The sequence below is a fragment of the Kitasatospora sp. NPDC101155 genome (assembly GCF_044768305.1).
GTDB lineage: Bacteria > Actinomycetota > Actinomycetes > Streptomycetales > Streptomycetaceae > Kitasatospora.
The window spans coordinates 28280-49735 of the sequence record NZ_JBIWPN010000025.1; the positions used below are offsets into that span (position 1 = coordinate 28280).

Annotated in this window: 23 protein-coding genes and 3 tRNA genes; 12 read left to right on the forward strand and 14 right to left on the reverse strand. The window is 72.3% G+C overall.

Annotation, left to right across the window (positions count from 1 at the left end):
* Positions 1-11: 11 nt before the first annotated feature.
* The 3 genes from ACIRYZ_RS29855 (at position 12) to ACIRYZ_RS29865 (ending at position 2763) form a co-directional block, all read left to right on the forward strand.
* Positions 12-530, forward strand: coding sequence for a SigE family RNA polymerase sigma factor (locus tag ACIRYZ_RS29855; RefSeq protein WP_402950057.1), 519 nt, complete (start codon positions 12-14; stop codon positions 528-530).
* Entirely contained in the window at positions 527-1456 is a 930-nt protein-coding gene (locus ACIRYZ_RS29860; RefSeq protein WP_402950060.1) for a hypothetical protein, read from the forward strand. Before ACIRYZ_RS29855 ends, ACIRYZ_RS29860 begins: the two co-directional genes overlap by 4 nt.
* 98 nt (positions 1457-1554) lie before the next feature.
* Complete coding sequence (locus ACIRYZ_RS29865) at positions 1555-2763, forward strand: serine hydrolase domain-containing protein (RefSeq protein ID WP_402950063.1); 1209 nt, start codon at positions 1555-1557, stop codon at positions 2761-2763.
* Here the strand turns inward: ACIRYZ_RS29865 and ACIRYZ_RS29870 are convergent.
* Entirely contained in the window at positions 2678-3712 is a 1035-nt protein-coding gene (locus ACIRYZ_RS29870) for a LysR family transcriptional regulator (protein WP_402950066.1), read from the reverse strand. The two genes, ACIRYZ_RS29865 and ACIRYZ_RS29870, sit on opposite strands and share 86 nt — an antisense overlap.
* 235 nt (positions 3713-3947) lie before the next feature.
* Between ACIRYZ_RS29870 and ACIRYZ_RS29875 the strand changes: the two genes are divergently transcribed.
* Together ACIRYZ_RS29875 and ACIRYZ_RS29880 are read left to right on the forward strand one after the other, a co-directional pair.
* On the forward strand, positions 3948-4859 hold the full coding sequence (locus ACIRYZ_RS29875; protein WP_402950068.1) for a zinc-binding dehydrogenase: 912 nt from the start codon (positions 3948-3950) through the stop codon (positions 4857-4859).
* A 31-nt stretch (positions 4860-4890) separates the two neighbouring features.
* On the forward strand, positions 4891-5964 hold the full coding sequence (locus ACIRYZ_RS29880; protein ID WP_402950070.1) for an alpha/beta hydrolase family protein: 1074 nt from the start codon (positions 4891-4893) through the stop codon (positions 5962-5964).
* A gap of 333 nt (positions 5965-6297) precedes the next feature.
* Here the strand turns inward: ACIRYZ_RS29880 and ACIRYZ_RS29885 are convergent, their stop codons facing one another.
* The 7 genes from ACIRYZ_RS29885 to ACIRYZ_RS29915 all read right to left on the reverse strand — a co-directional run bounded on the left by ACIRYZ_RS29885 (position 6298) and on the right by ACIRYZ_RS29915 (position 11543).
* Positions 6298-6855, reverse strand: coding sequence for a hypothetical protein (locus ACIRYZ_RS29885; RefSeq protein WP_402950072.1), 558 nt, complete (start codon positions 6853-6855; stop codon positions 6298-6300).
* A 22-nt stretch (positions 6856-6877) separates the two neighbouring features.
* Complete coding sequence (locus ACIRYZ_RS29890) at positions 6878-8524, reverse strand: alpha/beta hydrolase (protein ID WP_402950075.1); 1647 nt, start codon at positions 8522-8524, stop codon at positions 6878-6880.
* Complete coding sequence (locus ACIRYZ_RS29895) at positions 8521-8832, reverse strand: hypothetical protein (RefSeq protein ID WP_402950078.1); 312 nt, start codon at positions 8830-8832, stop codon at positions 8521-8523. The genes ACIRYZ_RS29890 and ACIRYZ_RS29895 overlap by 4 nt, the downstream gene beginning before the upstream one ends.
* A 306-nt stretch (positions 8833-9138) precedes the next feature.
* Entirely contained in the window at positions 9139-9456 is a 318-nt protein-coding gene (locus ACIRYZ_RS29900; RefSeq protein ID WP_402950081.1) for a hypothetical protein, read from the reverse strand.
* Positions 9457-9515: 59 nt separating this feature from the next.
* On the reverse strand, positions 9516-9908 hold the full coding sequence (locus ACIRYZ_RS29905) for a type II toxin-antitoxin system VapC family toxin (protein WP_402950084.1): 393 nt from the start codon (positions 9906-9908) through the stop codon (positions 9516-9518).
* The gene (locus ACIRYZ_RS29910; RefSeq protein ID WP_402950087.1) at positions 9905-10132 is read right to left on the reverse strand and encodes a FitA-like ribbon-helix-helix domain-containing protein; all 228 of its coding nucleotides are present in this window, start codon (positions 10130-10132) and stop codon (positions 9905-9907) included. The genes ACIRYZ_RS29905 and ACIRYZ_RS29910 overlap by 4 nt, the downstream gene beginning before the upstream one ends.
* A gap of 172 nt (positions 10133-10304) precedes the next feature.
* Positions 10305-11543 carry a plasmid pRiA4b ORF-3 family protein gene (locus ACIRYZ_RS29915; protein WP_402950090.1) on the reverse strand — a complete coding sequence of 413 codons (1239 nt, stop codon included), beginning with the start codon at positions 11541-11543 and terminating at the stop codon, positions 10305-10307.
* Positions 11544-11616: 73 nt separating this feature from the next.
* Here ACIRYZ_RS29915 and ACIRYZ_RS29920 point away from each other — a divergent pair, with 73 nt between their 5' ends.
* Both ACIRYZ_RS29920 and ACIRYZ_RS29925 read left to right on the forward strand, forming a co-directional pair.
* Complete coding sequence (locus ACIRYZ_RS29920) at positions 11617-12750, forward strand: hypothetical protein (protein WP_402950093.1); 1134 nt, start codon at positions 11617-11619, stop codon at positions 12748-12750.
* A gap of 183 nt (positions 12751-12933) precedes the next feature.
* Positions 12934-15360 carry a helicase-associated domain-containing protein gene (locus tag ACIRYZ_RS29925; RefSeq protein ID WP_402950096.1) on the forward strand — a complete coding sequence of 809 codons (2427 nt, stop codon included), beginning with the start codon at positions 12934-12936 and terminating at the stop codon, positions 15358-15360.
* A gap of 135 nt (positions 15361-15495) precedes the next feature.
* On the opposite strand, the gene ACIRYZ_RS29930 is transcribed toward ACIRYZ_RS29925, so the two are convergent.
* The 6 genes from ACIRYZ_RS29930 to ACIRYZ_RS29955 form a co-directional block, all read right to left on the reverse strand.
* Positions 15496-15921: a cytotoxic translational repressor of toxin-antitoxin stability system gene (locus ACIRYZ_RS29930; protein WP_402950098.1), complete on the reverse strand. Its 426-nt coding sequence runs from the start codon at positions 15919-15921 to the stop codon at positions 15496-15498.
* On the reverse strand, positions 15918-16334 hold the full coding sequence (locus ACIRYZ_RS29935) for a prevent-host-death protein (protein ID WP_402950101.1): 417 nt from the start codon (positions 16332-16334) through the stop codon (positions 15918-15920). The genes ACIRYZ_RS29930 and ACIRYZ_RS29935 overlap by 4 nt, the downstream gene beginning before the upstream one ends.
* A 176-nt stretch (positions 16335-16510) precedes the next feature.
* A tRNA-Phe gene (locus ACIRYZ_RS29940) sits at positions 16511-16584 on the reverse strand.
* Between the two features lie 27 nt (positions 16585-16611).
* A tRNA-Asp gene (locus ACIRYZ_RS29945) sits at positions 16612-16685 on the reverse strand.
* Positions 16686-16742: 57 nt separating this feature from the next.
* Positions 16743-16815: transfer RNA gene (locus tag ACIRYZ_RS29950), tRNA-Glu, on the reverse strand.
* Between the two features lie 113 nt (positions 16816-16928).
* Positions 16929-17270 (reverse strand): metallopeptidase family protein, encoded by a 342-nt coding sequence (locus ACIRYZ_RS29955; RefSeq protein WP_393035019.1) that lies wholly within the window; start codon positions 17268-17270, stop codon positions 16929-16931.
* Between the two features lie 70 nt (positions 17271-17340).
* Here ACIRYZ_RS29955 and crcB (ACIRYZ_RS29960) point away from each other — a divergent pair, with 70 nt between their 5' ends.
* From crcB (ACIRYZ_RS29960) to ACIRYZ_RS29980, 5 genes are all read left to right on the forward strand, one after another.
* Positions 17341-17853, forward strand: a complete 513-nt coding sequence (gene crcB / locus ACIRYZ_RS29960) for a fluoride efflux transporter CrcB (protein ID WP_402950103.1) — start codon at positions 17341-17343, stop codon at positions 17851-17853.
* Complete coding sequence (locus ACIRYZ_RS29965; RefSeq protein WP_402950106.1) at positions 17850-18218, forward strand: DUF190 domain-containing protein; 369 nt, start codon at positions 17850-17852, stop codon at positions 18216-18218. Before crcB (ACIRYZ_RS29960) ends, ACIRYZ_RS29965 begins: the two co-directional genes overlap by 4 nt.
* Positions 18215-18589, forward strand: coding sequence for a fluoride efflux transporter CrcB (gene crcB, locus ACIRYZ_RS29970; protein WP_402950109.1), 375 nt, complete (start codon positions 18215-18217; stop codon positions 18587-18589). Before ACIRYZ_RS29965 ends, crcB (ACIRYZ_RS29970) begins: the two co-directional genes overlap by 4 nt.
* 182 nt (positions 18590-18771) lie before the next feature.
* The gene (locus tag ACIRYZ_RS29975) at positions 18772-19497 is read left to right on the forward strand and encodes a hypothetical protein (RefSeq protein WP_402950112.1); all 726 of its coding nucleotides are present in this window, start codon (positions 18772-18774) and stop codon (positions 19495-19497) included.
* Positions 19498-19691: 194 nt separating this feature from the next.
* A partial coding sequence (locus tag ACIRYZ_RS29980; RefSeq protein WP_402950115.1) for a DEAD/DEAH box helicase occupies positions 19692-21456 on the forward strand: 1765 nt, incomplete at its 3' end.

Genomic DNA, 21456 nt, shown 5'->3' on the forward strand with positions numbered 1-21456 from the left:
AGGAGGTGCTCATGGGAGCCCAGAAGACCGCACGGGACGAGGAGTTCCGGGCGTTCACCGGCGGTGCGTGGTCGCGGTTGCTGCGGACGGCGTATCTGCTCGCGGGGGACCGGCACGGTGCCGAGGACCTGGTCCAGCAGGCGCTGGAGCGGGCCTACGTCCACTGGAACAAGGTCCGCGCCGCCGACGACCCGAACGCCTACGTGCGCCGGATCCTGATCAACGAGCACGCCCGGCGGTTCCGGCGCAGACCGACCGAGTACCTGGTCAACGCCGTCCCCGACCGGCCCGCCCCGACCGGACCCGACCCGGACGACCGGGCCGTGCTGCTCGCCGCGCTCGCCGCCCTGCCCCCGCGCCAGCGCGAAGCCGTGGTGCTGCGGTACTGGGAGGACCTCAGCGAGTCCCAGACCGCCGCGGCGATGGGCTGTTCGGTCGGGACGGTGAAGAGCCAGGCGGCCAGAGGGTTGGCCAAGCTCCGGGAGGCCTCCTCACGCAACGGACTGACGACCATCGGAGGCGGAAGATGAGCGACGAGGACATGGCCGGGGCCGGGGCCGAGGCCGCGGTGTCGTACGGGCTGAGTGACGTGGCCGAGAACATCGAGATGGGTCCCGTTCCGTACGACCGGCTGATGGCCGGGGGCCGGCGTCGGCTGCGGCGCAGGCGGCTGCTGACCGGTGGCGCGGCCGCGGTGCTGGTCGTGGCCGTGGCCGGAGCGGGGACGGCGATCGGCGGGTACGGGCGGGAAGCCGGCGGCGCCTCGGTGGTAGCCGCTTCCTCCACGGCTGCGATCGCTTCGGTCACGCCGACGGCGGTGGCCACCCCGACGGCCACCCCGACGGCTTCGGCCGCTCCGGCCGGGGCCGCGCGGGACCCGTTCACCCCGTTCCGGGTCAAGGTCGGCGAGGGCACCGCGAACGGCCACACCTGGCAGGCCTGGACCGCCCTGTGGCCCTCTGCCACCACCAAAGAGGACGCCCGCAAGCAGGCCCAGCTGATCACGGCGGAGCGGCAAGCGGCCGACCCGAAGGTGCGGCCGGTGGCTCAGGAGGACGTCGACCGCAACTGGAGCCCGCTGTCCGACGAGGTGAACATGTACGTCACGGTGGACGGCAAGCGGCAGGCGGACGACGCGCTGTCCGTGATCAGCTCACCGGCCGGGAAGGACGGCAAGCACGGGTTCGTCGTCAGCGGCGCCTCGCTCGGCCTCGACGGAAAGGACATGGGTGTCCCGCCGGTGGTGATCTACGGGGTGCTGCCCGAGGTCGCGAAAGTCGCGGTCACCTGGGAGACCGGGGGTACCACCGAGGCGGTTCCGGTCACCGTGGGGGACTCGCCGTTCCGCTGGTACGCCGTCGGCGCGAAGCCGGGCTCCAACGCCAAGTCCGTCTCCAACTATGCCGCGGACGGCTCGGTGTTGAGCACCAACGTCCACTGGCTCCGTACCAACTGACCCGCCGCCGCCGTTTCCCGCCCTCGGTTGTCGGTGCCGCACGCCATAGTGGACTCCGGTGCGTGACAGGGCGTCGGTGGCGGAGGGAGCGATGGTCGATGAGCGGTGTGACGGGCCTGTCGGAGGACCGGCTGGGGCGGATGCGCGACGTGCTGTCCGGGCACGTCGAGCGGGGCGGGGTGCCCGGCCTGGTGGCCGCCGTCGTGCGGGACGGCGACCTCCACGTCGAGGTGCTCGGCAGCCTGGACACGGCCGGCAGCGCCCCGATGCGGCGGGACACCCTCTTCCGGATCGCCTCGATGACCAAACCGGTCACCGCAGTGGCCGCCCTCACCCTGGTCGAGGAGTGCCGGCTGCGGCTGGACGACCCGGTCGACGACCTGCTGCCCGAGCTGGCCGACCGCCGGGTGCTGCGCCGGCCGGACGGCGAGCTCGACGACACCGAGCCCGCCCTGCGGCCGATCACCCTGCGCGACCTGCTCACCTTCGGGCTCGGCTACGGCTTCGCGATGCTCCCGCCGTCCGCGCCGATCGCCCGGGCGACGGCCGAACGCGGCGTCGACGTCCGGCCGCCCCGGACGGACTACCCCGAGCCCGACGAATTCCTGCGCCGCCTCGGTGAGTTGCCGCTGCTGCACCAGCCCGGGGCGGGCTGGCGCTACCACACCGGCTCGACCGTCCTCGGCATCCTGCTCGCCCGCGCCTGCGGCAAGCCGCTCGGCGAGGTGCTGCGCGAGCGCGTCCTCGACCCCCTCGGCATGCGGGACACCGGCTTCACCGTCCCCGCCGACCAGCTGCACCGGCTCCCGGTCGAGTACGTGCGCGACCGGGCGAGCGGCCGGCTCGTCCCGTACGACGACCCGGCCGACAGCGCCTGGGCCCGGCAGGCGCGCCTCGACGACGGCGGCGGCGACCTGGTCTCGACGCTGGACGACTACCTCGCCTTCGCCCGGATGCTGCTGGCCGGCGGCGAGGGCGCCGGAGGCGTCCGGATCCTCTCCCGGCCGGCCGTCGAGCTGATGACCACCAACCACCTCAGTGCAGTCCAACTCGCCGACTCCGCGCCGCTGTTGGGGCGCGACGAGCTCACCGGCTGGGGCTTCGGCGTCTCCGTCGCCACCAGTCGCACCGGCCTCGCCGCCCCCGGCCGCTACGGCTGGGACGGCGGGCTCGGCACGGTGTGGTTCAACGACCCGGCCGAACGGCTGACCGGCGTCCTGCTCACCCAGCGGATGTTCGAGAACCCCGCCCCACCGGCGGTGGCGCGGGACTTCGAGGTGCTCGCGTACCAGGCCCTGGCGGGGTGAGCGCGGCCTCGTCGGCGTCCGGGAGCCAGTCGCGGGCCGGGTCGTACTCCAGCCACCGGCTGCGCGCCGCCTCCGTCGTGAACGCCTCCAGCAGCTGCTCCAGCCGGGGGTGCGGGTCGGTGCCTGCGTCGGCCCGCCAGAGCAGCGACCAGGCGTAGAGCGGGGTCGGACCGGCCAGCGGGACGGTACGGACGCCCGGGCGGTCGGGGAGCGGGCCGTCGGCGGGGACGAGCGAGAAACAGGTCGGATCGGTCCGGACCTGGTCGACGAAGTGCTCCAGACCCAGATTGGTCGAGCCGACCCGGTCGGCGATGCCGAAACGGGCGGCGAAGCGGGTCAGGAAGTCCAGCCGGTCCACCGCCGCCGGATAACGCAGCACACTGCCGCGCAGCTCCGCCGGGCTCAGGGTGTCGCGGCCGGCCAGCGGATGGTCGGCGGACAACAGGGCGTCCACCGGCTCCAGGCGGACCAGTCGGTGCGTCAGCCCGGCGTCGGCGCCGTCCGGCAGGGCGTGCACCCGGCCGAACCCGGCGTCCGACTCCCCGCGCAGCAGCGCCGCCGCCACCGACGGCAGATCCCGCCCCGGCACCGGCTCCACCTCCAGCCCCGGCGCCGCGTCCACCGCCCGCGCCAGCGTCCGCATCGGCGCGTACAGGTGCCCCCACACATCCACCCGCAGCGGCCGCCCGGCCCCCTGCACGGATGCCACCGCCCGCTCCCCCTGCGCCAGCACCCGCCGCGCCGGCTCCAGGAACCGCCGCCCCGCCCTGGTCAGCCCCACCCCGCGGGCGTCCCGCTCCAACAACCGCACCCCGAGCGCCGCCTCCAACCGGGCCACCCGCTTCGACAGCCCCTGCTGACTGATCCCCAACCGCCCGGCCGCCCGCCCGAAGTGCAACTCCTCGGCGGCGACCACGAACGCCCGCACCTGCGCCAGATCCAGATCCACCCGGGCACCTTAGGCGGTGTGGAGGAGGGGGTGGGGGCACCCGCCGGGGGCGGGCGCGGAGCGGGAGGCGCCGTGGGTGGCGCGTTCGTGGTGGTCGGTGGCTTTCGGCCGCGCGTCGCACTCCCTTCCTCCTCGCCTGACAACCGTCGGTTGTCGTCGCCCGCCGCCGGTTGTTGGACCGGCCGGTGGCGGGCGCGGTGAGCTGGGGGTCCGATCGAGCGGAGGGAGTGCGGGGATGAAGGCGCTGGTGGCGGCGGGCGGGGCGGTGCGGTTCGCGGAGGTGGAGCAGCCGCGGCCGGGGGCCGGGGAGGCGCTGGTGAAGGTGGAGGCCTTCTCGGTGAACAGGGGGGAGACGTTCCAGCTGGAGGCGCCCAGGCCCGGGTGGCGGCCGGGGAAGGACGTCGCCGGGCTGGTCGTCCAGGCCGCCGCCGACGGGTCGGGGCCCGGGGCGTGCCGCCGGGTGGTCGGCCATCCGCCGGCAGGGGGGTGGGCCGAGTACGTGTGCGTGCCGACCTCCTCGCTCGCCGAGCTGCCCGACAGCCTGGACGCCGTCCGGGCCGCCGCGCTGCCGCTGGCCGGCCTCACCGCGCTGCGGCTGCTGCGGGCCGCCGGGGCGCTGGCCGGGCGGCGGGTGCTGCTGACCGGGGCCTCCGGCGGGGTCGGACACTACTTCACCGAGCTGGCCGCCGCGGCCGGGGCCGAGCTGACCGTCGTCACCGCCTCCCCGGAACGCGGTCGGCGGCTGGCCGAGCTGGGGGCGGCCGAGGTGCTGCACGAACTCGGTGCGGCGCGCGGCCCGTACGACCTGGTGCTGGAGTCCACCGGCGGCGCCGCGCTGCCGCTCGCGCTGGCCCGGCTGGCCCGGCGCGGCACCCTGATCTGGTTCGGCCAGGCCTCCCGGACGCCCGCCACGCTCGACTTCTTCGACTTCTTCAAGGGCCCCGAGTCGGCCACCCTGCGGCACTTCCACTACGCCGACTCCGACGTGCCCGACGGCGAGGACCTGGACACCCTGGTGCGCCTGGCGGAGCAGGGCCGGCTGACCCCGGAGCTCGGCCGGATCGCGCCCTGGGAGCAGACCGCCACCGTGCTCACCGACCTGCGCGAGCGCCGGATCCGCGGCAAGGCCGTACTGACCGTCGCCTGAACCCCCCTCCTTCCGGAAAGGAACTCCCACCATGTCCTTCGGCATGTCCTTCGTCGACGACGCCGACCAGCTGCCCGCCTTCGTCGAGGTGAACCGCCCCCGCGCCCACGGCGCCGGCCTCGACCTGTTCGAATACGACCGGGTGACCGCCCCGCTGACCTCCCTCCACGACTGGCCGGCCGCCTTCGCCGCCGCCGGGCGCCGGTACGCCTCCGCGGCCGAGCGCGCCGCCGCCGAGGGCCGTACCGTCACCGCCGGCACTGCCTACCGCGACGCCGCCCGCTGGTTCCACGTCGCGGGGCTGCTGCCGCACCCCGACCGGGCCGCCGCCGCCCGGCTCGCCGCCGAGGCCGACGCGGCGATGCGGCGGGCGCTGGCGCTGCTGGAGCCGACCGCGGAGCGGGTGGAGGGTGAGGGCTTCGCGGGCTGGCTGCGCCGCCCGGCCCGGGTAGGGCAGGCCGCCCCGGCGGGGGAGGTCCCGGTGGTGGTGGTCGTGCCGGGCATGGACTCCGGCAAGGAGGAGTTCCACGCGGTCGCCGAGGCCCTGCTGGCCCGGGGGGTCGCGGTGCTCGCGATCGACGGGCCCGGCCAGGGCGTCCTGGCCGCCACCAGCGCGCCGGAGCCGGACTACCAGCGGGTGGTCGGCCGTGCCCTGGACGCGATCGCCCACCACGACGGCCTGGACCCCGCCCGCGTCGCCGTGATCGGCCTCAGCCTGGGCGGCTACTACGCCGCGACGGCCGCCGCTCGCGAGCCGCGGCTGCGCGCCGCGGTGACGGTCAGCGGCCCGTACCGGCTGGACTGGGAGCACCTGGTGCCGTTCGTCACCGAGACCCTCGCCCAGCGCTGCGGCGGCCCCGAGGCGGCCCGCGCCTTCGCGGCCCGGGTCGACCTGACCGCCCTCGCCCCGGCGATCACCCTCCCGCTCCTGGTGGTCGAGGGCGGCGAGGACCGCATCCCGGGCGTCACCAACGCCACCACCCTCGCCTCGGAGGCCCCGAACGCCGAGCTGCTCCTCGTCCCCCACGGGAACCACCTCCTCGGCACCGCCCTCCCCGACTGGCTCCCCACCACCGCCGACTGGCTCGCCTCTCGGCTCGCCTGACGGGGCCACGGGAGCAAAAGAGCGAAGCCCCCGTAGCGAATTCGCCACGGGGGCTTCCCGGTTGTGGCCAGGGCCGGGGTCGAACCGGCGACCTTCCGCTTTTCAGGCCAAGCCGGAACGTTGGAATGCGCCGGGTGAGTGCCTCTGCCGTCCGTGCACGGTTGTCGCGAGACGCCGCTGTCCGTGCCGGTTGGCGTCAGTGCTGGCGTCAACCGGTGCTCGGCTCAGGCCGCTCATTCCTCCATGGTGCGGCTGCGCAGTCGCACAGCCGCACCGCACTGGAGGGACGGGAAGCAAGTGCTTGCGGACGGGCGTTGCAGCTGGCGGGACCCGTCAGGAGGTGGGGGCGGGCGATGCGGACGGGGGCATCAGGCACGGGGTGGTGACGCTCAGGACCATGCGGTCGTTGCCCGCGGTGCTGGCGACGTCGACGACGTACCGGCTGTTGGGGTGACGTGCGCTGACGGTGGAGTCCGGTTCCGCGCCTTGGGTCTCCTGGTATTCGGTGATCTTGAGGCCCTCGCTCGTGAGCCGGTCGCGGACCTTGCGGACGACGTCGTTGTGCTGGGCGTTGGGGACGTTGCTGTGGACGCCGTAGATCAGGATGTAGCGGTCGTCGGGCGCGGTCTCGCCGTTCTTGCCGATGCATGAGGTGAAGACGGGGTCGGCGGGTTCGTCGTTGATTCGGATCCCGGCGGTCTGGGCAAGGTGCTCGGTGAGCTGCTTCGCCCAGTCGAGCGTCTCCTGGCGGGATTTGACGGGCAGGGGGTCGTTCTTCCCTGTTCCGGGGCTGGACATACAGGCTCCGAGGGTCGTGGCCATCAGCGCCGCTGCCAGGAGCTGCTTAAGCCGGGTGCCGGTGACTGGCGGATGGGTGGTCAGGTTGCGCATGGGGTTCTCTCCGGCTGGCGGTTCAGTGGGGTATCGAACCCCAGATCGGGTCCTCCTTCCATGTGGTGTGGGGTGGCTTCCCAGCGATGATCTTGCCCTGGTTCTTCAGGCTGTCCGAGCCCTCGTCCCAGTAGCCGCCGTGTCCGGACGTGTCGATGTGGATGTTGTTCCCGCCGAATCCCGCGATGTGCGGGCTGGGGCCGAGCGAGAAGCCGCCGACCAGGCGGGTGGGGTCGTCGGTGGCCTCGCCGATCCAGAGGTGGTCGGGGTTGACGTTCAACTGCTCGGCGGTGAGCACGCCCATGCCCGGGCTGCCGAGGGTGACGATGTCGTCGGCGTCGAGGCCGTGGCTTCCTCCGCTGTCGGCGACGCCCACGGCGAAACTGCCGTAGCTGTGCGCGATGTAGCTGAGGTGGGTCCTCGGCTCGCCGTGCGCCACCCTGAGGCCGTTGGAGAAACGGCGCATGTCCTCGGCGCCGTCGAGTCCGCGCATGGGGTTGGATGCCCCCGCGAGGCTCTCCGGGGCGTCGTAGCCGAGGTAGGAGATGACCGAGACGGTTTCGCCGGCCTTGGCGTACTGCTTGCCGTAGCCCTGCAGCTGCCGGATGCGGTCGATCTGGCCCGGCACCCCGTTGAAGTCGGTGTTCGTCCCGGGCACGAACACCGAGGTGTGGCTCGCCTTGTCGGGGTTGCCGGTCGCAACGATCGCGCGTCCATCGCCCCCGTACGCCTCGGGGTCGATCGCGAGGAGGAACAGCTGGTGCTCCTCGTCCTTCGCGTCGGCGTTCTCCTCCAGCTTCTTCTTGATCTCCGTCAGCGCGGCCTTGCGCTTGTCGTACGCGGTCTGGTCGAGGCCGAAGGAGGCGGGCGTCCCGGCCTGGAGGGCGTCGAGCTTCTGATCGAGGACGAGGCGGTTGGCCTCGTCGCGGGCGCTCGCCGGAATGCCGTCCAGGTTTCCGATCTGGGCCGCGTTCAGGGCGAGGTAGGTCTCCTGCTGGTCGGGTGTGAGGCCCTTCCACCAGTCGGCGTTCTTCTGCGGATCCTTGCCGTCGGGGATGTACGGATCGGCCAGCCCGAGGTCCTTCATGACGTCGGCGACGTCGGTCCGGGTCTCGGCCATGGCGCCGTTCGCCCGCTGGTCGCCGAGGATGTCGGCGCCGAGGTGGCCGAGGGCCTTGTTGCCCTGGTCGCTGGCCGTCTGGGCGTCCTTGATGGCCGTGTCGATCCGTTGCTGGAAGCCGGTCATGAGATCGGCGAGGTTGCGGCGCGCGGCCTGCGCGTCGGGGTCGTTGTGCTCACCTGGCCCCTCGGGCGGGAGGTCGACGATCCCCTCGGCGGACACCGTCAACTGGGCGTCCTGGGCGCGGTGCACGGCGTTGGTCAGGTTGGTCTGCGCCTGGTACATCCGGTCCGCGACCGTGTTCAGGGCCAGTGCGGCGGCCTCCGCCTCGACCCGGACGATGCCGAGTCGCTGTTCGGTCCGGTCCATGAACGGGAAGGCGGCCTCGGCGTCCGCGCCCTTCCACCCCCGGCGCAGCGGGCCGTTCACCTGGTTGCGGTGCCGGGTGGCCGTGGTCTCCATGCTGTGGGCGAGCGCCTTCCACGCCTTCGCGGCGTCGCGCAGTCCGTGCGGGTCGAACGCGGCCAACAGTTCGTAGGCACTGCTCACTGTGCTGCCTTCTGCTGGCTCCAAGCGCCTGCGGTTGCCTGCTCGTTGTGCGTGTGGGCGTCGGCGTTGGTCTGCAGGTTGGCGCTGGTGTCGGTGAGTCGCTTCCGGAGCGCGTCAAGCGGCGCGGCCCAGTCGCTGCCGAGCTTTCCGAGCCCTGCGGCAATCGACCAGCCGGTGAGCTGACCAGAGGCGGTGGTGGCCGAAGACAGCGCGTCTTGAACAGGTTTGGCGGCTTCCTCGGCGAGGTTCTTCGCCACCCCCGAGGAGGCGGTGAGCGCTTGTGGATCAACGGTGACCGTGTCGGCCATGGTGATTCCCCCCGAATCAGATGATGAGTGTGCGCACGGACCAGCCCGACGGCACTTCGTTCGTGCGGCGTTAAGCATCCATACAGACACTCAGATGATATGAGCACTATGGGGATGACGTGGTACGGCACCAGCCTTCTGCCCGCTCATCCCGAGGCCTGCCGCCCTCACCTGGAGGAGGGGAACGGGTGAAGATGCCCGCCTGGCCCCAGCCCGAGGTGCGGCCCGGGCCGACCGCAAGGAGGAAGGCGGAGGGCAAGACGACCAGGGCGAGGAGAGTGACCAGGGCTCGGGCATCCGCGAGGGTCACCTTCCCCGTCTGGGTGAGCTTGCGTCCCGCGCCGATCCAGCTGACTGCTGGACGCGGCGCACACGCGCGCCACCGAGCGTCGGCAGCACGCCGAGCGGGTTCGAGTGGACGCGCGGGCGGCGGAGCTGGCCGCCCTGGCCGCCGATGAGGAAGCGATCTGGCGCGAGGTCGAGAGCCACGTCGCTCGTAAGCAGGCGGCCCGCTACGACACCGCCGTGGCCCTCCTGGTCGAGCTCCGTGACGCCTGTGACCACGTCGGACGCGGCCTTGAGTTCCGGCAGCGGGTGGCCGCCCTCCGCGACCAGTACCAGCACCTGCCCGGCCTGCTGCGCCGGCTCGACGACCGGGCACTGCGGGGGCTGACACCCGTCCGTCAGTTGATTACTTCGATGACGCACCGTGCCCCGGAACCTCGCTGCAGCTTGGCGTCGCCAGTGACCAGAGGTACGCCCAGATGCTCGGCAAGGGCTACATACGCGGCGTCATATGCAGTGAAGTTGCCTCGGAGTTCCCAGATCCGCGGCAGGAGCTCCGTGTGCTGGGCTCGCTGAATCGGCAGTGAGGGCAACAGTCGAAGTGCGCGATCCGCGTCGGCGAACTCGATCTTTCGGCCGAGCAGCAGTCCTCGGACGACACTCGTGGCCTCGATGTCGATCAGCGCTGGGGCGGCGAGGCGTTCTCCCGAAATCCGGCTCGCGCAGGCCTTCCCGACAGGGCCCCGATCAACAAGCGCGGCTACGAGCACCGAGTTGTCGACGACGATCACTCGCCCCGGCCCTCCCGCCGTGCGGCGAGGATATCGGCCATCGAGACACTGCTCGACAGGTTCTCGCGGGCGGTGGTCAACACCTCCTCGACGGTGGGTTGCGCAGCCTCCTCCTCGAGTCGTAGCCGGAGGTACTCCTGCAGCGATCGTCCCGACTCGTCCGCGCGCCGACGCAGTATCGCGTAGGCCTCGTCGTTCAGGTTCCTGATCTGCACGGTAGCCATGCATGCATAGTAGCGCTGCTCGGCCTTGAATTCAGCGCTATTGCTCTCGGGGTGTGACCGTCCGCTGTGCCGTTGGCGTCAAACAGCACGAAAATGCCCCCGAAGCGATCTGCTTCGAGGGCATGGCGTCAGCGTTGGCGTCACCCGGAGTCTCGGGATCGGACTGTGCTCGTCAGTCGAGGGTGCGCAGTTGCTGGTTGATCTCGTGCAGGTCGAAGTGGGCCGGGTCGAAGTCGGCTGCTGTCTTGAGACCGAGCCAGCGAAGCAGGTCCTCGTGCTCCGGGTCGGTGGAGTCCAGGAGGGTTCGCTTGAGGTCCTCGTACCCGCCCGGGCCTCCGCAGTCCTCAGGTGGGCAGGCTCCGGCGCCGTCCACGCAGGCGGGATAGTGGCGGTCGGCCTCGGCTGTCATCCGGCGTTCGACGGTGATGCGGTGCTCCCACGAGTCGCCGAAGTCGTAGTCGTAATCGAGGTGTCCACCTTCCTTGACCAGGATGTCCAGGACAGCGGTGGTCTCGTCCGCGAAGTCCAGTTCACCGGAGCGGCGTCCGTACTGGACGCCGTTCGCGCTGAACGCGTGCAGGTGACAGTTCTGCCAGCCCATGGCGGCCTGGATGACCTGGTGCAGCCTGTCGAGGCGGATGCCTGCCGGCACCTGGACGAGACGCCAGACCGAAGGCCGATCCACGTCGGAGAGCTGGACGCGGAGTTCGTAGACCGGGTCACCAGCGCGTAGCTCCCCGCGGAGCCGGGCCATGGCTTGACGGCCGGCCGAGGTGAGAGTGACGGACTTGCCAGTCTGCTGGGCGGCCCCGAGGCCCCTGAGCGCAGCGAGGAGGCGGTCCACGTCGCGGTCGTTGCTCTGACGCAGGAGGCGAAGACGGTCCTCGGGAAGGTCGTCGAGGACGAAAAACCCGGACAGTGTCTCCCACACCGCAGTCCGCAGCTTCTGCTCCGGCACCGGGAGGCCGGCGGCGTAGAGGCTCGTCAGTACCGCCCGCAGCCCGGCCGGGTACTCCTCCGCGAACATCGAGCCGAGCCACCCGGAGGGCAGCACCGCCTCGCCGATGCGCGGCAGGGCCTCGAACAGCGCGTCGAGGACGCGCGCGGGGTCCTCCAGTAGGCGCGCGTTCTTCTTGACGGGCACCAGGCGGCCGCTCGCGACCCGCAGCAGCCGGGCCGCCTTGGCCCATTCCACCAGCAGGTTCAGGTGATACAGCTCCTGGCTGGACTTGGTCTTGAAGGTCCTGTCGCCGATGGCCGGGTCGATGGTGTCGCCGGTCTCCAGGAGAGTGACCAGGGCCCGCGCATCCGCGAGGGTGACCTTGCCCGTCTGGGTGAGCTTGCGTCCCGGGTCGATCCAGCTGACGAGACCTCGGATCTGCTCGACGGTGCGTGGCTGCTCGGGTTCCATCAGCGCTTCCTGTCTGCCTCGGGCTTGGCGGATTTCATCATCAGGGGTCGGGGGTCCCGCTAGGGTCGCAGCGATGAGTGAGTACCAGTACTACGAGTTCCTGGCGATCGACCGGCCGCTGACCAGCGACGAGCAGGAGCAACTGCGGGCGCTGTCCACCCGAGCCCGGATCACCGCGACCAGCTTCACCAACGAATATCAGTGGGGCAACTTCCGCGGTGATCCGAGGCGGATGGTGGAGCAGTACTACGACGCTCACCTCTACCTGACCAACTGGGGCACCCACCAGGTGATCCTGCGCGTGCCCAAGGGGCAGCTCACGCTGCGGGCGCTGGAGCCGTACTGCTTCGACGAGTGCGTCGAGGCATGGACGACCAAGACCCACCTCGTCCTGGACCTACGCAGCGAGGACGAGGGCGGGGACTGGGAGGAGGGCGCCGAGGACTCGCTCGGTGCCATCGCCGGGGTACGGGCCGAGCTGGCTTCCGGGGATCACCGCGCCCTGTACCTCGCGTGGCTGTCCGCCATCGGCGCCTGGGCGCTGCAGGACGATGACGAGGAGGCTTACCAGGAAGCGGTCGAGCCCCCGGTCCCGGCCGGGCTCGACCGGCTCACCGCACCGCAGCGAGCGCTCGCGGACTTCCTGCGGGTCGACGCCGACCTGCTGGCGGTCGCCGCTCAGGCCAGCCCGCCCGCCCCCGCACCTCGGAAACGGCCCGGGAAGAAGGAACTGGCGCCGCTGATCGCCGCACTTCCCGAGACGGAGAAGGACGACCTCCTATTGCGCCTGGCGGTGGGCGATGAGCCTCAGCTGGGAGCAGAACTCGTGCGCAGCCTGCGTGGCGAACCCACTGTCGCGACCGTGCCGGGGCAGCGCTCCGTCGCGGAATTGCTGGACGCGGCGCACGCGCGGGCCACCGAACGCCGGCAGCGCGGTGAGCGGGTTCGAGCCGAGGCGCGGGCGACGAAGCTGACCGCCCTGGCCGCTGACGAGGAAGCGATCTGGCGCGAGGTCGAGAACCACGTCGCCCGTAAGCAGGTGGCCCGCTACGACACCGCCGTGGCACTCCTGGTCCAGCTCCGTGACGCCTGCGACCACGTCGGACGCGGCCTCCAGTTCCGGCAGCGGCTGGCCGCCCTTCGCGCCCAGCACCGGCACCTGCCCGGTCTGCTGCGCAGGCTCGACGACCGGGCCCTGCGGGGCTGACGCCAGTCACTTCGCGAGGGACACCGTCCGCTGGGGGCACCTCCCGGCCGAAGGCTGGGGGAGAGTGCGTCCTCGGATGCCCTCGTCCACTTCGGTTTGCGTCGGCGTCAAGCGAGGGTGGAAGGGCCCCTGGCTTCAAACCTCTGGTCCCGTCCCCACTGGCGATTCACTACGCTTGGTGCGGTGAAAGCAGCACGAAGCCTCGCGATTTGGCTGGCCGACCGTACCCCTTCGCAGCTGACCGAACTGCTGGAGCAGCGCGAACTTCCCTACGCGGCCAGGGTGACGAGCCTGACCGACCTGGCCGGCCACCTGCTGACAGACGCCTCGACGGCCCTGGGGCTGAGCGAGATCAGCCTCGGGGACCTTCAACTGCTCGTCGCTGTGGCGACCTTGGCCGAACAGTTGCACGGTCCGCTACCGGCCGTCCCGCCTGCTCATCACCTGTTCATGGGTTACGGCGGCCGTTCACCGCGGCTCGACGCGCCTGCGGTCGACCCCGCTGACCGGTCCGTGACCCGGGACCAGCTCTTCCGATTCCTGCAGCTCGACGGCGCGGGTCGGTCCGCGGCCGCGGCCGCGCTGTCCCGGCTGACCGAGAGGGCCCTGGTACTGCCCTCGTCCGGAAGCAGGGTCACCGTTCCGATCCTGCTCCACCGCCAGGCGGGCGAAGGCGGCGGTTACGGCCGGCCCGCCGAACAACTGCTCACCGAGGCCTTCAACGCTCCGGAGATTCACCACATCGCGCAGGGGCTGGGGCTCGCGAAGGCGCGGACTCGAGACGAGGCGCAGCGGCAGATCGTGGACGTGCTCAGGGACGCGAAGCGCGTGCGCGCCATGGCCGCCGAGGCGCCGCCCGCGGCCTTGGACCTGCTGGACAAACTGGTTCCGGGCCCGCCACTGCTGCGCACGCACTGCTTCGTCTCCCGGTACGGCGGTGGCTTCTACCCGGGCTCCGGAGGCAAGTTCACCTTCCGGGAAGGCGGCTCGGGAGATCCCGGCACGGACTGGCTGGCCGCCTGCGGCCTGGTCCTTCCGGTGGATGAGGACCTGGTGGAACTGCCGCGCGAGGTGGCCGACGCGTTGCGCGACCACGACCGCGCGCCGAGCTACCTGTCCGCCCCGCCTCCGGCCGAGGGCACGGTGGAGATCCCGGACGGTGCAGTCGAGAGCCAGGCGCAGGCGGCGTTGGCCGAGGCGGCCTCCCGGGTCGAGCTGATGCTCCGCCAGGTGGCCGTGCAGCCGCTCGCTGTACGCAAGGCGGGCGGAATCGCAGTCCGGGACACCCGCCGGCTGGCGAAGGCGGTCGGCATGCCGGAGGAACAAGCCCGGCTGTGGCTCGACCTGGCGAACAACGCGGACCTGATCACCCCTTGCGCCGAGGAACCGGAGGCCCCGGCGAGGGGACGGGGCCGCGCGCGGCTGCCGGCATCCCAGCCACCTGCCCGGATGCTGCCCACCGAGCGGTACGGCGAGTGGCTGGCGGCTCCACCCGCTCGGCGGCTGCTGCCGCTCGTCGCCACCTGGGCGGTGGTGCCCGAGGTATTCAGCTACTGGCCGGACGAGAATGACACCCCGGTCGCGCTGATCACGCCGGAGGACGGCGAGGCTGTCGATCTGCGCTATGCCGTGCTGGAGGCTCTGGCCACCCTTCCGGCCGGGCACGGAGTCGCCACCGGCAAGTCCGCTCGCGCGCGGGCGACCGCTCTCGCCGCTCTCATCGCCACGGCGGCCTGGTTCCGCCCGACTGCCCTCGCCCAAGGTTCGTGGAAGGCTGAGCGGGTCGAGGCGACCCTGGCGGAGGCGGAGCTGCTCGGGGTCGTCGCCCACGGAGCGCTGACTCCGATCGGGCGCGCCGTGCTCGGGCTCCTGAGGGCGGGTGCACACCGTCACTTCCCCGCCGTTCCGGGCGCCGGGCCGGTGCTGCGCGACCGTCCTGCTCTGGACGACGCGGTTCGGCAGTTGTCCACAGCCCTGGACGCGCTGTTGCCCGCGCCGCAGACCACCGCCCGGTTCCAGGCGGACCTTACGGCCGTGGTCGCCGGAGCTGCCGCACCGGAGCTGACCGACCTGCTGGCCGCCTGTGCGGACCGGGAGTCGGAGGGCCATGCCGTGGTGTGGCGGATCACCCCTGCGGCGGTCCGCCGGGCGCTGGACTCCGGATGGGACGCCGCCGACCTGCTGGCTCGGCTGGCCGACGTCTCCGCGGGCGGGCGGCCGCTTCCGCAGCCCCTGGAATACCTGATCAAGGACACCGCGCGGACCCACGGCCGGATGCGTGTGGTGCGCTCGGCATGTTGCATCCGTTCCGACGACGAGGCGCTGGTGTCGGAACTCGCCGCGGCCCGTGCGCTGTCCAGGCTCGGGTTGCGACGGATCGCGCCGACCGTGCTGATCAGCACGGTCGAGCCCGCAGCAACCCTTGCCGCGCTTCGGGCTGCCGGCTACGCCCCCGTGCTGGAGGCGGAGACCGGGACGACGGTCATCGAGAAGGCTCGCCAGGAACGCGCTCCCAAGCGCATGCCGTCACTGTCCGGAGCACGACCGCGCCACGGCAAGGGACCGGGCACCGCCCAGTCGATGGCGGCCGCGTTGCTGGCCGACCGGTGACCAGGGGGATCGCCCCAAACGCTCAGGCAGGGCGATGTGCGCCGCGTCGTGGCGGTGAAGTCGCCTCGGAGCTTCCAGGCCCGGGGTAGGAGCTCGGGACGCTGGGCGCGTTGAATCGGCAGCGAGGGCAGCGTGTCAGTGGCCCTCGGTCCAGAACTGCTGGAGTCGCGCGATCGCCTGGGCCTTGTCCAGCTCGGCGACCTGGTCCTCGGTGAGCCCGACGCGGTTGATCAGCATGTAGACCAGATCTACGGGAAGCGCCTCGCGTGGTGGCTCGGGCGCGCCTCGATCGGGAAGCGTGCCGTCCAGGACGCATGGCCAGAAGACATCCTCCGTCACGTCCAGCTGATCGCGGAGGATGTGCGCCCACATGCTCGCGCCGTACACGGTGCGGTCGACCGGATGCGACACCCGAGTACGCAGGATCCGCCCATCGGGGAGCCCGAACTCATAGGTGATGTGGTGGGTGCCGGTGCGACCGCGCGCGTCACGTACGCGATCCCAGCCTTCAGCCTTGCAGAACTGCTCGTGTCGTTCGCGTGTCGGCTGAGGCCAGGTCACTTCGCGACTCCGAGCAGCCAGTCGCGGAGCTGCGCGTCGTCGCTGAGACCGATCAGCTGGACCAGGCCCCAGTTGTCACGGTGGTTCGGAGCACTCAGGAGTCGGTCCTGCCAGTCCTCCGCGTACTCGCGGAGCGCGTCGACCATCTCGTCGATGGCCTCATCGAACGTGCCGCCGTCCGCGGCGACCGGGAGGCCGGGGAAGAACACCGACCAGCCACCTCCCTCGGCGACCACCTCGGCCTTGGACGGACACAGCAGCATGAGGGCGTGGCGCAGCCGCCCCGCGTCGACCACCGCCGCGTACCCGGTGTCCCGGCGAACGGTCGCGACCCGACCTTGCCCTGCCGCGTCCAGTAGGTCCTTCAGGTGCGCTCGGGCTTCGGTGTAGCTCTCGTAGTGGACTGCTGTCATGGGGAGCCTCCTCGTCCGAGAACCAGGGTCGCGCCGGGCGTGAAGTACGTCAAGTACGTCACGTACTCGTCCTCGGGCAGGAGGACGCTGACCGTCCGCCGTCCGTTGGCGTCAAACAACGCAAAAATGCCCCCGAAGCGATCTGCTTCGAGGGCATCGTGCCTGGTCAGGCTATGTGGCCAGGGCCGGGGTCGAACCGGCGACCTTCCGCTTTTCAGGCGGACGCTCGTACCAACTGAGCTACCTGGCCGTACTGCACCGTCTCTTGCGAGACGAGCGATCCCGACGGGACTTGAACCCGCGACCTCCACCTTGACAGGGTGGCGAGCTAACCAACTGCTCCACGGGACCTTGTAGTGGCGAACCACTAAGGTCTTGCGGTACTGCACTTTACTACGGTGTACTGCGTGCCCCCAACGGGATTCGAACCCGTGCTACCGCCTTGAAAGGGCGGCGTCCTGGGCCACTAGACGATGAGGGCTTGCGGCCTGTCCCGCTGTTTCCAGCGTTCGGGGACGTCGAGAAGCATATGGGATGCGGGGCGGATCGCCAAAACGGGTTTGGGCCGGGTGGGGGGCCGGGCCTGGGCGGGGGTCAGGACCAGCCGAGCTCGTCCAGCTCGTGGTCGTCGAAGCCGAAGTGGTGGGCGACCTCGTGGATGACGGTGGTGCGGACCTCCTCGACCACCTGTTCGCGGGTCTCGCAGTGGCGCAGGGTGGGGCCGCGGTAGATCAGGATGCGGTCGGGCAGGACCCCGGCGTACCACTCGCCGCGCTCGGTCAGCGGCGTGCCCTCGTAGAGGCCGAGGAGTTCGGGGTCGTCGGGGTCGGGTTCGTCCTCGACGAAGACCGCGACGTTGTCCATCATGGCGGCGAGCTTCGGGGGGATCTGGTCCAGGGCGTCGCTGACCAGTGTTTCGAACTCTTCCCGGGTCATCTCCACCGGATCATTGTCGGGTCTCGGGTGACGGCGTGCCAGACAGCGGACGCCGGTGTTTGATGGGGCCGTGACGACTTCGGAGGACGCCTTGGACGACACCACGGAGGGCCCGGTGCGGACCGGGTCGCCGGCCCCGGCGGCGGTGCGGGGCCGGCCGCCGGTGCTGCGCGGGCAGGGGCCGGCCGTGGCGGTGGTCGCGGTGGGCGGCGCGATCGGGGCGGTGGCCCGGTACGCGGCCGGGCTGGGCTGGGAGACCGGGCCGACGGCGTTCCCGTGGACGACGCTGCTGATCAACGTGGTCGGCTGCGCGGTGATCGGGGTGTTCCTGGTGGCGATCACCGAGGGGCGTCCGGCGCATCCGCTGCTGCGGCCGTTCTTCGGCACCGGGGTGCTGGGCGGGTTCACCACCTTCTCGACCTACTCGGTGGACATCCGTCGGCTGCTGGAGGCGGGGCGGCCGGGGCCCGGGCTGGCGTACCTGGGGCTGACCCTGCTGGGCGCGCTCGGCGCGGTGTGGGCGGCGGCGGTGCTGACCCGGCGTCTGATCCGGCGCCCGGTCCGCGACGGGGGTGCCCGGTGATCCGGCTGAGCGGGCCGGCGCTGCGGCTGACCGTGCTGGTGGGCGAGAGCGACATGTGGCACCACCGCCCGGTGTACAGCGAGGTCGTGCACCGGGCGCGGGCGACCGGGCTGGCCGGGGCGAGCGTGTTCCGGGGCATCGAGGGGTTCGGCGCCTCGTCGCTGGTGCACACGGCCCGGCTGCTGTCGCTGAGCGAGGACCTGCCGGTGGCGGTGGTGATCGTGGACGAGGAGGAACGGGTGCGGGCGTTCCTGCCGCAGCTGGAGGGGCTGGTGGCCGAGGGGCTGGTGGTGCTGGACCACTGCGAGGTCGTCCGGTACACCGGCCGTGCGGCCGAGCGCGGCGCGGGCGGGGGAGCACGGTGAACTGGCTGCTGGTGGTGGCGGGCGCCGTCGTCGGCGCGCCGCTGCGGTACCTGACCGACCGGGCGGTGCAGTCCCGGCACGACTCGGTGTTCCCGTGGGGCACCTTCACGGTGAACGTGTTCGGCTGCCTGGTGTTCGGCCTGCTGGCCGGGGCGGTGGCGGCCGGCGCGGCCTCCTCGCACGTCCAACTGCTGGTCGGGACGGGCTTCTGCGGGGCGCTGACCACCTACTCGACCTTCTCGTACGAGACGCTGCGACTGGCCGAGGCCGGCGCCGTGCGGTACGCGGTGGCGAACGTGGCCGGCAGCCTGGCGGCCGGCCTGACCGCGGTCTACGCGGGGGCGGAGCTGGCCTCGGCGCTCTGGGGCTGAGCGGGCCCGTCCGCGAGCCGTCCGCGAGCCGTCCGCGAGCCGTCGGGAGCCGTCGGGAGCCGTCGGGAGCCGCCCGAGAACTGCCGTGCAGCCCGTGTCCCGCCGCGCCCGGCGCGCGTTGGGCACCGAAAGCGGCCGCGCGCCAGTGGGCGGCCCGGGTGGGGCGGTGGAGAGGAAGCTCGGTGGCTTCGGTGCGGACGGTGCGGGCGGTTCGGGCGCGGGTGGCCGCGCCGCTGCGGGAGACGGCGCTGCGGGAGACGGCGCTGCGGCGGTCACGCGCGGTACGGGCGGCGGCGGTGCTGGCGGTGGCCGGGCTGGGGCTGACCGGCTGCATGTCGGTCGGTCCGACGGCGGACGAGAAGCACGGCGGGGTGGCCCCGGTCGGGCAGGCCGGTCCGGCGGGCAAGCCGGGGGCGACGGCCGGTCCCCCGGCCTCGCCCGGTGCCGGGCACCCGGGGGGCGTCTCGGGGCGCCCGGAGCGTCCTGGGGGCTTGCAGGCAGAGAACGCGCCCGCCGGGGCCACGCCCACCGTGGCGGGTGAGGTCGCGCCGGGTGCGAACGGCGTGGTCGCCGGCGTGGTCCCGGTGCCGGGGGCGGGCGCTCCCGAGAGCGCGCCGGGCGGCGCTTCGACGAGCGGTGGGCCGAGCCCCGCGCCCCACCCGGGCGGCGCTTCGGCCGGCAGCGGAGGCACCGCCGGTCCCGGCGGCACGGGCGGGGCGGGCGGCACCGGCGAGGGCCGCTCCGGCGGCGGTTCGGCCGGGACCCCGTCGGCCACCCCGAGCGGCCGTCCGTCCAGCTCCCCCGAGCCGGAGCACACCACGCCCGCCGCAACCGTCCCGCCGGCCCCGGAACCCTCCCCGGGGAGCTCCGGTTCCGCGGCCCCGAGTCCGCACGCGGGTGCGCACTAGCAAGCTGGCCAGGACGTTTGCCTCCGGTCCCGTTGGTCCTCTATGGTGGTAGATCGTTCGTTTGATCCATTTGACTGGCGCCCTACTCCCATCTGGCGCCCTTGGCGCGTTCCGGCGATCCGTGGCTGACCGCATAGAGGCGGTTGTGAAACAGAACCCGGACTTTGGCGCGTGCCACTTCCGGAAGGTTTTGCATGTCTCTCGTTGACGACGCCCGCTTCGCCATGCCCGCGAACGAGGCCGCCGCCGATGTCACCGACGCCACCGACAACACCGAACTGATCGCCGAGGCCGCGGAGATGGCCGAGGAGATCGCCGCCGACACCGCCGAGGAGAGCGCGGAGGCCGCGGAGGCCGCCGAGCCGACCATCACCTTCGGCGACCTGGGCCTGCACGACGACGTCGTCCGCGCCCTCGCCAAGCGCGGCGTCACCACCCCGTTCCCGATCCAGGCCGCGACCATCCCGGACGCCCTGGCCGGCAAGGACGTGCTGGGCCGCGGCCGCACCGGCTCCGGCAAGACCCTGAGCTTCGGCCTGCCGCTGCTGACCCGCCTCGCCGACGGCGAGCGCACCCGCGCCAAGCACCCGCGCGGCCTGATCCTGGTCCCGACCCGCGAGCTCGCCATGCAGGTCGCCGACGCCCTGGAGCCCTTCGGCTCGGTGCTCGGCCTGCGCCTCAAGGTCGTCTGCGGCGGCACCTCGATGTCGAACCAGATCTACGCGCTGGAGCGCGGCGTCGACATCCTGGTCGCCACCCCCGGCCGTCTGCGCGACCTGCTGAACCGCGGCTCCGCCAAGCTGGACGACGTCCAGACCGTCGTCCTCGACGAGGCCGACCAGATGGCCGACATGGGCTTCCTGCCCGAGGTCACCGAGATCCTCGACCAGGTGCCGGCCGGCGGCCAGCGCCTGCTGTTCTCCGCCACCCTGGAGAACGAGATCGACACCCTGGTGAAGCGTTACCTCAAGAGCCCGGTCACCCACGAGGTCGACCCGTCGGCCGGCGCCGTCACCACCATGACCCACCACATCCTCGTGGTGAAGCCCAAGGACAAGGCGCCGATCACCAACGCGATCGCCGCCCGCAAGGGCCGCACGATCATCTTCGTCCGCACCCAGATGGGCGCCGACCGCGTCGCCGAGCAGCTGATCGAGGCCGGCGTCAAGGCCGACGCGCTGCACGGCGGCATGACCCAGGGCGCCCGCACCCGCGTCCTCGGCGACTTCAAGGACGGCTACGTCAACGTCGTCGTCGCCACCGACGTCGCCGCCCGCGGCATCCACGTCGACGGCATCGATCTGGTCCTCAACGTGGACCCGGCCGGCGACCACAAGGACTACCTGCACCGCTCCGGCCGCACCGCCCGTGCCGGCCGCTCCGGCGCCGTCGTCACCCTGGTGCTGCCGCACCAGCGCCGCGGCGTCTTCCGCCTGATGGAGGACGCGGGCGTCGACGCCAGCCGCCACATCCTGGACCACGCCTTCGACGCCGAGGTCGCCAAGATCACCGGCGCCCGCTCGCTCACCGAGGTCCAGGCCGAGAGCGCCGCCAACATCGCCGGTGCCGCCGAGCGCGAGCTCGCCGACATGACCCGCCAGCTGGAGCGCGCCCAGCGCCGCGCCACCGAGCTGCGCGAGGAGGCCGACCGTCTGGCCGCCCGTGCGGCGCGCGAGCGGGCCGAGCTGGGCATCGAGGACGAGGCCCCGGCCGCCGAGGAGGCGGGCGAGCAGGCCGCGACCGACGCCCCGGCCGCCGCCGAGGCCCCCGCTGCCGCGGCCGCGCCGCAGGCGGAGGAGCGCACCTCGTCGTACCGCGAGGCGCGCACCGAGCGTCCGGCCTTCGCGCGTGACCGCGACCGGGACCGTGACGACCGCCGTTCGGGTGGCTTCAACCGTGACCGTGACGAGCGTCGTTCCGGTGGCTTCGGCGGCGGCCGTGACCGTGACGACCGTCGCT

Coding starts and splice junctions, on each gene's coding strand:
- ACIRYZ_RS29880 (WP_402950070.1), top strand. CDS start 4,891: ATGTCCTTCGGCATGTCCTTCGTCGACGACGCCGACCAGCTGCCCGCC.
- ACIRYZ_RS29915 (WP_402950090.1), bottom strand. CDS start 11,543: ATGGAACCCGAGCAGCCACGCACCGTCGAGCAGATCCGAGGTCTCGTC.
- ACIRYZ_RS29910 (WP_402950087.1), bottom strand. CDS start 10,132: ATGGCTACCGTGCAGATCAGGAACCTGAACGACGAGGCCTACGCGATA.
- ACIRYZ_RS29860 (WP_402950060.1), top strand. CDS start 527: ATGAGCGACGAGGACATGGCCGGGGCCGGGGCCGAGGCCGCGGTGTCG.
- ACIRYZ_RS29875 (WP_402950068.1), top strand. CDS start 3,948: ATGAAGGCGCTGGTGGCGGCGGGCGGGGCGGTGCGGTTCGCGGAGGTG.
- ACIRYZ_RS29895 (WP_402950078.1), bottom strand. CDS start 8,832: ATGGCCGACACGGTCACCGTTGATCCACAAGCGCTCACCGCCTCCTCG.
- ACIRYZ_RS29865 (WP_402950063.1), top strand. CDS start 1,555: ATGAGCGGTGTGACGGGCCTGTCGGAGGACCGGCTGGGGCGGATGCGC.
- ACIRYZ_RS29855 (WP_402950057.1), top strand. CDS start 12: ATGGGAGCCCAGAAGACCGCACGGGACGAGGAGTTCCGGGCGTTCACC.
- ACIRYZ_RS29935 (WP_402950101.1), bottom strand. CDS start 16,334: ATGACAGCAGTCCACTACGAGAGCTACACCGAAGCCCGAGCGCACCTG.
- ACIRYZ_RS29885 (WP_402950072.1), bottom strand. CDS start 6,855: ATGCGCAACCTGACCACCCATCCGCCAGTCACCGGCACCCGGCTTAAG.
- ACIRYZ_RS29955 (WP_393035019.1), bottom strand. CDS start 17,270: ATGACCCGGGAAGAGTTCGAAACACTGGTCAGCGACGCCCTGGACCAG.
- ACIRYZ_RS29920 (WP_402950093.1), top strand. CDS start 11,617: ATGAGTGAGTACCAGTACTACGAGTTCCTGGCGATCGACCGGCCGCTG.